At 64.4% G+C, this 10,084-nt stretch carries 13 protein-coding genes; 10 read left to right on the plus strand and 3 right to left on the minus strand.

Annotated features, from left to right (window positions below):
* Together Q8R73_RS07455 and mmsB are read left to right on the plus strand one after the other, a co-directional pair.
* Positions 1 to 860 (plus strand): ATP-binding cassette domain-containing protein (locus tag Q8R73_RS07455; protein ID WP_305718898.1); only part of this gene is annotated, 860 nt, incomplete at its 5' end.
* The gene (gene mmsB, locus Q8R73_RS07460) at positions 857 to 2,041 is read left to right on the plus strand and encodes a multiple monosaccharide ABC transporter permease (protein WP_305718899.1); all 1,185 of its coding nucleotides are present in this window, start codon (positions 857 to 859) and stop codon (positions 2,039 to 2,041) included. The genes Q8R73_RS07455 and mmsB, both read left to right, overlap by 4 nt.
* 80 nt (positions 2,042 to 2,121) lie before the next feature.
* On the opposite strand, the gene Q8R73_RS07465 is transcribed toward mmsB, so the two are convergent.
* Entirely contained in the window at positions 2,122 to 3,489 is a 1,368-nt protein-coding gene (locus Q8R73_RS07465) for an MATE family efflux transporter (protein WP_305718900.1), read from the minus strand.
* Between the two features lie 92 nt (positions 3,490 to 3,581).
* A complete protein-coding gene (locus Q8R73_RS07470) occupies positions 3,582 to 4,109 on the minus strand; it encodes a GNAT family N-acetyltransferase (RefSeq protein WP_305718901.1) in 528 nt (175 codons plus the stop codon).
* A 124-nt stretch (positions 4,110 to 4,233) separates the two neighbouring features.
* Between Q8R73_RS07470 and Q8R73_RS07475 the strand changes: the two genes are divergently transcribed.
* From Q8R73_RS07475 to Q8R73_RS07485, 3 genes are all read left to right on the plus strand, one after another.
* Positions 4,234 to 4,836 carry a superoxide dismutase gene (locus Q8R73_RS07475; RefSeq protein ID WP_305718902.1) on the plus strand — a complete coding sequence of 201 codons (603 nt, stop codon included), beginning with the start codon at positions 4,234 to 4,236 and terminating at the stop codon, positions 4,834 to 4,836.
* 244 nt (positions 4,837 to 5,080) lie between these two features.
* Entirely contained in the window at positions 5,081 to 5,683 is a 603-nt protein-coding gene (locus Q8R73_RS07480; protein WP_305718903.1) for a permease, read from the plus strand.
* Positions 5,680 to 6,177, plus strand: a complete 498-nt coding sequence (locus Q8R73_RS07485; protein WP_305718904.1) for a hypothetical protein — start codon at positions 5,680 to 5,682, stop codon at positions 6,175 to 6,177. The genes Q8R73_RS07480 and Q8R73_RS07485 overlap by 4 nt, the downstream gene beginning before the upstream one ends.
* Positions 6,178 to 6,436: 259 nt before the next feature.
* On the opposite strand, the gene Q8R73_RS07490 is transcribed toward Q8R73_RS07485, so the two are convergent.
* Positions 6,437 to 6,874 carry a DsrE family protein gene (locus tag Q8R73_RS07490; protein ID WP_305718905.1) on the minus strand — a complete coding sequence of 146 codons (438 nt, stop codon included), beginning with the start codon at positions 6,872 to 6,874 and terminating at the stop codon, positions 6,437 to 6,439.
* 140 nt (positions 6,875 to 7,014) lie between these two features.
* Between Q8R73_RS07490 and Q8R73_RS07495 the strand changes: the two genes are divergently transcribed.
* From Q8R73_RS07495 to Q8R73_RS07515, 5 genes are all read left to right on the plus strand, one after another.
* Entirely contained in the window at positions 7,015 to 7,575 is a 561-nt protein-coding gene (locus Q8R73_RS07495; RefSeq protein WP_305718906.1) for a sigma-70 family RNA polymerase sigma factor, read from the plus strand.
* The gene (locus Q8R73_RS07500) at positions 7,572 to 8,282 is read left to right on the plus strand and encodes a zf-HC2 domain-containing protein (RefSeq protein ID WP_305718907.1); all 711 of its coding nucleotides are present in this window, start codon (positions 7,572 to 7,574) and stop codon (positions 8,280 to 8,282) included. The genes Q8R73_RS07495 and Q8R73_RS07500 overlap by 4 nt, the downstream gene beginning before the upstream one ends.
* A 72-nt stretch (positions 8,283 to 8,354) precedes the next feature.
* Positions 8,355 to 8,537: a hypothetical protein gene (locus tag Q8R73_RS07505; RefSeq protein ID WP_305718908.1), complete on the plus strand. Its 183-nt coding sequence runs from the start codon at positions 8,355 to 8,357 to the stop codon at positions 8,535 to 8,537.
* 2 nt (positions 8,538 to 8,539) lie between these two features.
* Positions 8,540 to 9,298, plus strand: a complete 759-nt coding sequence (locus Q8R73_RS07510) for a metal ABC transporter ATP-binding protein (protein WP_305718909.1) — start codon at positions 8,540 to 8,542, stop codon at positions 9,296 to 9,298.
* 5 nt (positions 9,299 to 9,303) lie between these two features.
* Positions 9,304 to 10,084: metal ABC transporter permease (locus Q8R73_RS07515; protein ID WP_305718910.1), on the plus strand; the 781-nt coding region annotated here is incomplete at its 3' end.

The raw sequence follows: 10,084 nt of genomic DNA on the forward strand, positions 1-10,084 counted from the left end.
GCATGGTCGATCGCGACCTTGCTCACCGGTTTCCGCCGCGCGATGCCAGCATCGGAGATCCGGTCCTTGTCGTGGAGAATTGGTCGGTCCACCACCCGCTCCATGCCGGGCGGCAGGTCGTCAGGAATGTGGATTTTCACGTGCGGCGCGGCGAAGTCGTGGGTATCGCCGGCTTGATGGGGGCGGGCCGCACCGAATTCGCGATGAGCCTGTTTGGCCGGGCGTGGGGCGTCAACATCAGCGGGCAAATCCGGCTGGATGGCCGCGAGGTCGTCCTCTCGAATGTCTCGGAGGCCATCGATGCGGGCCTCGCCTATGTGACCGAGGACCGCAAGCAGCTCGGTCTGATCCTTGCCGATGATGTGCGCCGGAACATCACTTTGGCAAGCCTCGGCCGGGTCGCCCCGAACGGGGTGATCGACGAGATCAGCGAATTGAAGGCCGCCGGCGAGTACCGGACCCGGATGCAAATTCGCTGCTCGGACATCTATCAGGAAGTGGGCCAGCTCTCGGGCGGCAATCAGCAGAAGGTCATGCTGTCGAAATGGCTGATGACGGACCCCAAGGTCCTCATCCTGGACGAGCCGACCCGCGGCATCGACGTCGGTGCGAAATACGAGATCTATTGTATCATCAACGAACTGGCGGCGGCCGGCAAGGGCGTGGTGGTGATCTCTTCGGAAATGCCGGAACTGCTCGGCATCTGTGACCGGATCTGCGTGATGAACGACGGCGCCTTCGTCGGCGAATTTGCCGCTGCGGACGCGACGCAGCAAAAGATCATGCGCGCCATCATGCGCAACAAGGATCTCAGGGACGGCGTCGCGAAACATGAGCCGATGGGAACGATGGGGTCATGACCGACAGGAGTGTTTCGCCTCCCGGGCAACGCCGCCACGCAGGTTTCATCAAGAGCAACCTGCGGGACTACGGCATGCTGCTGTCGCTGTTCGCGATCATGCTGTTCTTCCAGATTGTGACCGACGGCACGCTGCTGCAGCCGCTCAATCTCACCAATCTCGTGCTGCAGAACAGTTACATCGTCATCATGGCGCTCGGCATGCTGCTGGTGATCGTCACCGGCCATATCGATCTGTCGGTCGGATCGGTCGCCGGCTTCGTCGGCGCGGTCGCCGCGGTGCTGATGGTGCGTTATCAGGTCGATTATCCCGCAGCCTTCATCGCATGCCTGCTGGTCGGCGCGGCCATCGGCGCGGCGCAAGGCTACTGGGTCGCCTATTTCGGCATCCCCTCCTTCATCGTTACGCTGGCCGGCATGCTGGTCTTCAAGGGCCTCGCGCTCGCACTCCTGCAGGGCCAGTCGGTCGGACCGTTTCCGCCGGCCTTCCAGAAACTGTCGTCGGGCTTCATTCCGGAATTGCTGCCCGGCGCGCTGCATCCGACCTCGCTGCTGCTCGGCGCCTTGCTGGCACTGGCCCTGGTCCTTGCCGGCGTCAGGAACCGGGCGCGCGAACAGTCGTACGGGATCGAGGTGGATCCCCATGCGTTTTTTGTCGCGAAGACCGCAGTGCTTGCGGGCGCGGTGCTTGCTTTCACGTTCCTGATCGCCTCGCATCGCGGATTGCCGAACGTCCTTGTCATCATGGCGGTACTGATAGCGCTCTACAGCTTCGTGACGCGGCGAACGGTGATCGGCCGGCAGATCTATGCGGTCGGCGGCAATGCGAAAGCTGCCACGCTGTCCGGCATCAAGGCCGAGCGACTGACCTTCCTTGCCTTCGTCAATATGGGGGTTCTGGCCGCGCTGGCCGGGCTCGTATTCGCCGCCCGGCTCAACACGGCCACGCCCAAGGCCGGCGCGGGCTTCGAACTCGACGTGATCGCCGCCTGCTTCATCGGCGGCGCTTCGGCCTATGGCGGTGTCGGCCGGGTCGGCGGCGCGGTGATCGGCGCCATGATCATGGGGGTGATGAACAACGGAATGTCGATCCTCGGGATCGGCATCGACTACCAGCAGGTGATCAAGGGGCTGGTGCTGCTCGGCGCCGTCTGCATCGACGTCTACAACCAGCGCAGGTAGCTGCCCGCCGCGCCGTTCCGGCCATCATCGCCGGGCCCGCGTCCAGGTCTCGCCGCCGCAGAGCGCGCCGATGCGGCAACTTACTTGCCCCAGTTGGACAGCCAGACCGATGCGGCGACGCCGAGGCCGAACAGCACCATGGCGGCGCCGACCAGCGCGAACAGGGCCGAGGCGGGGGCATCGATCGACACCAGCCACCAGCCGCCGAGCGCGACCAGCAGCAGGCGGCCGGTTCCCGCCAGCACCGGGCCGCCGACCTTCGCGGCACCCTGCGACGCGAAATAGAGGCAGGTGCCCAGCCCGAAAAACCCGAAGGCCGGGCCTGCCCAGGCGAAATAGGAATAGGCCGCCGCAGTGACGCCGGGATCGCTGGTGAACATCGATACCCACAGCACCGGTTCGACCGCGACGATCAGGCCGATGGCGCCAACGACGAGGCCCGACGCGGCGCCCGCGGTCCACGCCGCCTTGCGGGCGCGCGCCACCATGCCGGCGCCGATTGCCATGCCGACCATCGGCACCGAGGCGACGCCGAAGGCGAACGAGATCGGGGTCAGCAGGAATTCCAGCCGCGAGCCCATGCCGTAGCCGGCCAGCGTCGCGGTGCCGTAGCCCGCCAGAATCTTGGTGAAGATCAGGATGGTTAGCACGCTCTGCAGCGGCGCCACGCAGGAGATCGCGCCGACCTTGAGAATGTCGAGGAACATGGCGCGCTGGAACCGGAAGGCGCGAAAATTCAGCGTCAGCCGGCTGCGGCCGCTGACCAGGATCCAGCCGAGGAAGATCGCGCCGAGCGAGAACGCGACCAGTTGCCCGGCGGCGACACCGCGCATGCCCAGTTGCGGCAGGCCGGCCAGGCCGAGACCCAGCGCGCCGCCGACCACGATCTGGACGATCGCGACGCCGATCAGCGTCACCGACGGCAGCCGCATGTCGCCGGTACCGCGCAGCACCGAGGCCAGCGTATTGACCAGCCAAATCGAAACCGCGCCGGAAAACAGCACCTGCGAATATTGCAACGCCTGTTCCAGCACGCCGCCGCGGCCGCCCAGCAGCATGAAGAATGGCCGGCCGAACAGCAGCATGACCACGGTGAAGATCAGTCCGCCGAGCAGGCCGATCATGACGGCGTGCAGCGCCAGCGTGGCCGCGCGGTCGCGGTCGCCGGCGCCGATCGCGCGGCTGACCGCGGATGAAACGCCCCCGCCCATCGCGCCGGCGGACATCATCTGCGTCAGCATGACGAAGGGGAAAACCAGCGCGATCGCGGCCAGCGGTTCGAGGCCGAGGCGGCCGATATAGGCGGTCTCGGCCACCGCCACCAGGGTCGTGCCGACCATCGCGATGGCGTTGGGAAGCGTCAGTTTCAGCAGCGTCGGCAGGATTGGCGACGTCAGCAGGCTGTTGGCCGGGAGCTTTGCGGGAGCTGCGGTGGCCTCAATGGTCATGCGTCACGCGTCATCCCAACCCGGCCGTACAAGGAATTATACGTGACATATGATGAACCGTCCCCCGCAATCCACCCGGCGCCGCGCATTGGTCACCATGGCAGGCCGCATAGGTCGATGACGCCCTGGCGCGGCTTGCGGGAGAAATCGAACACCAGGGGCGCCATCGCCTCGAAGCGAACGCGTCCTTCCGGCTGTTCGGCCCAGACTTCGCCGGTGAACGGATGCCAGCCGCGTGACTGATAAAACGCGAAATTGTGCGGCTCGCAGAACAACAGCGCGAATTGCACCGCTTCGTGATGGCGCATGGTCTGGATCGCGGCGTCGAGTGCGAGGCTGGCATAGCCCTGCCGCCGGCAGTCCTCGCGGGTCGCCACTCCGCCGATGCCGCCGATCTGCACCTTGCGGCCGTCCCAGGTGGCGTGGCGGAAGTAGATGCCGACATGGCAGGCGAGATCGCCCGATGGCGCATCGATCAGGACGCGGAGGTCGGCATTGGCCCATTGGACACGGCCCCATGGCAGCCTTGCGACGACGTCCGCCGGCCAGACCGCCGCAAACAATGGCTTGGCCACAGGCCACGATGCGTCCCCGTTCAAAACGTCGATCTCGATGCTCATCTGTTTCGCTCTTCCTGGCGCGCAGCCTGGTCCGGTCGTCCCAAATTGCGGTGTTTAAGATCCATGGAACCTTCTATAAGGGTTTCCGTTAAGCCCACGTCTCCCATCATTGCGGACATCACCCATGACCTTCACGCTTCCCTCCCTTCCTTATGCCTATGACGCGCTCGCTCCTCATATGTCGAAGGAAACGCTGGAATTCCACCACGACAAGCATCATCAGGCCTATGTGACCAACGGCAACAATCTGCTGAAAGGCACCGAATTCGAGGGCAAGTCTCTCGAGGAGATCGTCAAGGGCTCGTTCGGCAAGAACGCGCCGCTCTTCAACAATGCGGGCCAGCATTACAACCACCTGCATTTCTGGAACTGGATGAAGCCCAACGGCGGCGGCGATAAATTGCCCGGCCGTCTGGCCAAGAAGATCGACGAGGACCTCGGCGGGCTGGAGAAGTTCAAGACCGATTTCGCCGCCGCAGGCGTCGGCCAGTTCGGCTCCGGCTGGGCCTGGCTGTCGGTCAAGAACGGCAAGCTCGAAATCTCCAAGACCGCCAACGGCGAAAGCCCGCTGGTGCACGGCGCCACCCCGATCCTCGGCGTCGACGTCTGGGAGCACTCCTACTACATCGATTATCGCAACCGCCGCCCCGACTATCTGAAGGCGTTCGTCGATCATCTGGTGAACTGGGAGTATGTGGACGAGCAGTTCTCGAAGGCCGGAAGCTAGTCTCCGTCATTCCGGTTCGATGCTACGCATCGCCTTGGAATGACAATCAAATCTTTCCCCGGGGCGGCAGTATCTCACTGCCGCCCTTTCGTTTGGGCCGGCCTCGCCTTGGTGCGCCGTTGATGTGAACAAACGCGCATGGGCCTCCATGGGGCCGCGCATGGGTTGCGCCGTCGTTCCGTTTGCTTCGCTGTGCCGGCAAGACTAAGCAGGGTCAGTCTTTTCACCCCCCAGACCGATTGCCTTGGCAGAACTCCCCCTGAAAGAGCCGGCGTCCGCCGACGATGCCGCGGATACCGGGCCGCGCCCCGGACGCATCCGCAAGCCGATCGGCTGGTCGATGATCGTGATCGCCGTGCTGGTCGCGGTCTGCGTCGTGCTGGTCTGGCGCCGCGACGGCGTCGACGGCGTCACCGAAATCCTCTTCCACGATCTGGAGTTGTTCGGCGGCATCCTGCCGCGCGTGCTGGCGGGCTGCCTGCTCGGCGCCTTCATCGCCGAGATCCTGCCGCACGAGAAGGTGTCGCGGGCGCTGGGTCCGAATTCCGGCCTCAAGGGGCTGCTGATCGGCACCGCTTTCGGCGCCATCCTGCCGGGCGGACCGTTCACCGTCTATCCGGTGGCGGCCGCGCTGCTCACGGTCGGCGCCGATTTCGGCGCCGCCATCGCCATGGTCGTGAGCTGGACGCTGATCGGCTATGGCCGCGCCATCGTCTGGGAATTGCCGATCATGGGCACCGACTTCACGCTGTTGCGGATTCTGATCTCGCTGCCGCTGCCGATACTGGCCGGTGCGCTCGGCCGCTTCGTCTATCTCAGGATCTACCCGAAGGGCGCGCCGCCATGAGCGCGCTGCTCGTCGACATCATCCTGTGGGGTTCGGTCGCCGTGCTCGGTTTGATGGCCTGGCAGCGCGGCCGCGTCGTGCTGGTCGCGTCGGTGCGCGAAGGCTCGCTGGATTTCATCAATATCGTGCCGCGCATCGCACTCGGCGTGCTCGGCGCCGGCTATATCGCCGCGGTGATCCCCTCCGAAGTCATCACCGGCTGGCTCGGTCCGGATTCGGGCTGGCTCGGCGTGCTGATGGCCACGGTCGCCGGCGCTGCCACGCCGGGCGGTCCGGTGATCGGCTTCTCGCTCGGCGCCGTCGCCATGAAGGCCGGCGCCGGCCCGCCGCAGGTCATCGCCTATGTCACCGCCTGGGCGCTATTCGCCTTCCAGCGCCTGATCCTGTGGGAAATTCCCTTCATGCCGGCCCGTTTTGTCTGGTTCCGCGCAGCCGTCTCGCTGCCGTTTCCGTTCGTGGCGGCGGCGATCGCCATGGCGATCGGGAAGCCGTAGGCACTGGGGCGCGTAATTGTAAATCCGGTGCTGTCAGCGCGGTTAGCTGAATGGCTGCTTCACTCCGAAAGCGACTGCGTTGCTAGGTCGCCCGCGGAATGACACGGTGCGGCAAGAGGGTACGAAAACAATTGGCGACAGAACCCAGCACTGACGCGTCGGATTCCGGTCCAAGCAGACGTCCCGGAATTGTGGCTGCTGAATCACGGAGTGGCGAAGGACGACCGGTCCAGCCACTCCGTCTGAGCGACGATTCGGATCAAGGTCTGAGGTATGCGTAGCCTTCGCGCTGCTGCAGGCGCGTGATCTCGGCCACCCCTGACGGCACGAAAGTCGCCTCGGATACGAACTGGTCCTTCTCCAGTTTGCGGTTGCGCAGGGTGATCTGGCAGATGTCGAATTGCACTCCTTGCAGTTTGAGTTCCGCGATCCCGGCACTGTACGGATTGCCGTTCTTGTCCCTAGCGTCCTTGAACAGCATGTCGACGCCGCGCGCATGGGTAACGACGACGATCTTCGCCTTCGGATTAATTTCCAGGTGATTGCCGATGTTGCGCAGTGCATCGGAAGCCTGCAACTCCGTGTTGTTGACATGATAGACGACCTTGTCTGGCCCGACCGCATTGTCGGCGACGGCGGCAGTTGCAATGGCCGTCAGCGAGAGCGCAGCAGCGGCGGCGACGAGAAGTTTCCTCATGATCGGTTCTCCTTGGATTTCCTCGAAACGAAGCGGGAACGTTTCGTCCCATCGTGTCCTACCGGTGCCGTCGAGCGTTTATTCCCGATGGTTCCGGGAATAAAATTGCTTGTCCACCGGTCATGGTTCAGGAGGAACCTATGCACGACGACTGGGAGCGCGAGCGATTCGAGCGGCTGATGCTGCCGCACCTCGATGCTGCCTACAGCCTTGCGCGGTGGCTGGCCAAGAATGACGGACTTGCCGAGGACGCAGTCCAGGAGGCCTATTTGCGCGCATGGAGGTTTTTCGGCTCGCTGCGCGGCGACGATGCCAGACCCTGGCTGCTGCGCATCGTCCGAAACGCCTGCTACGAGCTTCGGCAACGCGAGCATCTGCCCGGACCCGCCGAGGATTTCGACGAACAGCGCCATGACGCGGAGATGCTTGCAGCCGGGGCGGTGATTACCCTGCCGGTCAACCCGGAGGCCGCCGTGATCGCGCGCGCCGAAAGCGACCTGGTGCGGCAGTGCCTCGGCGCCTTGCCTCGCGATTATCATGAAGTGTTGGTTTTGAGGGAAATCGAAGGCTGCTCGTACAAGGAGATTGCCGACATCGTCGGGACGCCGATCGGCACCGTGATGTCTCGCCTGTCGCGGGCGCGCCGCCTGCTTCAAGGCTTGATTGCCGAGCGTGTCAGACCAAGGGAGACCGGAACATGAAATGCACCGAAGTCAACCGTCTGTTGAACCCCTACATTGACGGCGAGCTTGATCTGCAAAATGTCCTCGCAGTGGAGGCGCATTTGCAGGAGTGCCCGAGGTGCAATGCCGCAATAGCTGGCATACAGACAATGCGGACAGCGATCTCCCGCGCCTGCGAACCTGCGAAGGCGCCGTTGCGATTGCGCGAGGCGGTGCAGGCCCAATTTGCTGGCACTGCCGCGCCGCGACAGGCCACCTCGCTGTCACTGGGAGTTTGTCTGGCGGCGGCTCCCGGAATCGCCGCGTTGCTGATCGTCGGCTGGCTCGCGCTGGCGCAACCCTGGAATGCACAATCCAACGCGGGGACCGCGCAGGGCACTCGCATCGTCTATCACCTCGCCGGAGGCAATCACGTCAAGGCGAACTTGCGTACGCTGAAAAACCATCTCGACGCCGAACCAAATCTGCAGGTGGTTGTCGTCGCACATAGCGATGGGATCAATTTCCTCCTTCAGGGGGCGAAGGACACTGAAGGGCAGCCTTACATTGGAGCGCTGCGCGAACTGCGTGCTCGCGGGGTGGAGTTTCGCGTATGCACCAACACATTGACGCGTCAGCAGATCGATACGCGTGCCGTAGTACCTGAGGCCGTGTTGGTTCCTTCGGGTATCGCGGAGATCAGCCGCCTTCAGAAAAGAGAAGGATACACCTACCTGCGGCTTTGAGCTCGCATCAACGATTCCACAGCCCAAAAAGCCTCCGTAGACAGCGGTTATGTTATATTATAACATTCTCTAATGGCTCACGCGCATTCTCACGACCACGCACATCCCCACGCCCACAGCCACGGGCCGTCATCGCCGCATCCGGCGCAGGCGGCGCCGTGGTCGATTCTGCGCATGACGGTTTTGGCCCGGCTTGGGGCGGCGCTCGCGGTCAGTGCCGGCCTGTGGGCCGTGGTGCTGCTGGCGATGAGGTGAGCATGGCCGCGCAGCTGCAATTCCGCGATGTCACGCTCGGCTATGACCGGCATCCGGCCGTGCATCATCTCGACGGCGAGGTCGCCACCGGCGCGCTGCTGGCGGTGGTCGGCCCCAACGGCGCCGGCAAGTCGACTCTGTTTCGCGGGCTGGTCGGCATCCTGAAGCCGCTGGCGGGCTCGATCGGGCTTGGTGATCTCAAGGTCCGCGACATCGCCTATCTGCCCCAGACCGCCGATATCGACCGCAGCTTTCCGATCTCGGTGTACGATTTCGTCGGCACCGGACTGTGGCGCTCGGTCGGATTCTTTGGCGGCATGGGCAAATCGGCGCGCGAAAAGATCGCGCATGCGCTCGCCGCCGTCGGCCTCAACGGTTTCGAGAACCGCCCGATTGGTACGCTGTCTGGCGGCCAGATGCAGCGCATGCTGTTCGCGCGGGTGCTGCTGCAGGATGCGCGGCTGATCGTGCTCGACGAGCCCTTCAACGCCATCGACGCCAAGACCTCGCTGGATCTGCTGGCGCTGGTGCGCCATTGGCACGACGAGAAGCGCACGGTGCTGGCGGCGCTGCACGACATGGATGTGGTGCGGGCGCATTTTCCGGAAACCCTGCTGCTGGCGCGCGGTCCGGTGGCCTGGGGACCGACCGCCGAGGTCCTGACATCGGAGAATCTGACGCAGGCGCGACGGATGTGCGAGGCCTTCGATGACAGCGCGCCCGCCTGCGCGGTCGACGACATGCCATCGCGGGCGGCGTGAGCGCGATGATGTACGACGCGCTGATCGCGCCCTTCACCGAATTCGAGTTCATGCGCCGGGCGCTCGCCGCCGTTATCGCGCTGTCGCTGGGCGGCGCGCCGATCGGTGTGTTCCTGATGCTGCGGCGGATGAGCCTGGTCGGCGACGCCATGGCACATGCCATCCTGCCGGGCGCCGCGATCGGCTTCCTGTTGTCCGGGCTCAGCCTGTTCGCGATGACCGCGGGCGGATTGATCGCGGGCTTTACCGTCGCGATCCTCGCAGGCCTCGTGGCGCGCAACACCGAACTGAAGGAAGACGCCTCGCTGGCGACCTTCTATCTGGTCTCGCTGGCGCTCGGCGTCACCATCATTTCCATCAAGGGCACCAATATCGACCTCCTGCACGTGCTGTTCGGCAATATCCTCGCGATGGACGACCAGACCCTGCTGGTGATCGCCTTCAACGCCACCATCACGCTGCTGGTGCTGGCGGTGATCTTTCGCCCCTTGGTGATCGAATGCGTCGATCCGGTGTTCTTGCGCACCGTCAGCCGCGCCGGCGCGCCGGCGCATCTGGCTTTCCTGGCGCTGGTCGTGGTCAACCTCGTCAACGGCTTTCACGCGCTGGGCACTCTGCTGGCGGTCGGGCTGATGATCCTGCCCGCCGGCATCGCGCGGTTCTGGTCGCGCGACATCACCGGCATGATCTGCATCGCGGTGGCGAGTGCGATCGTGTCGGGCTATGCGGGCCTCGTGCTGTCGTTCCAGACCAAGGTGCCGTCGGGCCCCGCGATCATCCTGGTGG

It is taken from the genome of Bradyrhizobium sp., from assembly GCF_030697065.1.
Classification (GTDB): domain Bacteria; phylum Pseudomonadota; class Alphaproteobacteria; order Rhizobiales; family Xanthobacteraceae; genus Bradyrhizobium.

What these genes read in the sequence shown, in the direction of transcription:
- mmsB (WP_305718899.1), top strand. Translation starts at nt 857, where the DNA reads ATGACCGACAGGAGTGTTTCGCCTCCCGGGCAACGCCGCCACGCAGGT.
- Q8R73_RS07465 (WP_305718900.1), bottom strand. Translation starts at nt 3,489, where the DNA reads ATGACCATTGAGGCCACCGCAGCTCCCGCAAAGCTCCCGGCCAACAGC.
- Q8R73_RS07470 (WP_305718901.1), bottom strand. Translation starts at nt 4,109, where the DNA reads ATGAGCATCGAGATCGACGTTTTGAACGGGGACGCATCGTGGCCTGTG.
- Q8R73_RS07475 (WP_305718902.1), top strand. Translation starts at nt 4,234, where the DNA reads ATGACCTTCACGCTTCCCTCCCTTCCTTATGCCTATGACGCGCTCGCT.
- Q8R73_RS07485 (WP_305718904.1), top strand. Translation starts at nt 5,680, where the DNA reads ATGAGCGCGCTGCTCGTCGACATCATCCTGTGGGGTTCGGTCGCCGTG.
- Q8R73_RS07490 (WP_305718905.1), bottom strand. Translation starts at nt 6,874, where the DNA reads ATGAGGAAACTTCTCGTCGCCGCCGCTGCTGCGCTCTCGCTGACGGCC.
- Q8R73_RS07495 (WP_305718906.1), top strand. Translation starts at nt 7,015, where the DNA reads ATGCACGACGACTGGGAGCGCGAGCGATTCGAGCGGCTGATGCTGCCG.
- Q8R73_RS07500 (WP_305718907.1), top strand. Translation starts at nt 7,572, where the DNA reads ATGAAATGCACCGAAGTCAACCGTCTGTTGAACCCCTACATTGACGGC.
- Q8R73_RS07505 (WP_305718908.1), top strand. Translation starts at nt 8,355, where the DNA reads ATGGCTCACGCGCATTCTCACGACCACGCACATCCCCACGCCCACAGC.
- Q8R73_RS07510 (WP_305718909.1), top strand. Translation starts at nt 8,540, where the DNA reads ATGGCCGCGCAGCTGCAATTCCGCGATGTCACGCTCGGCTATGACCGG.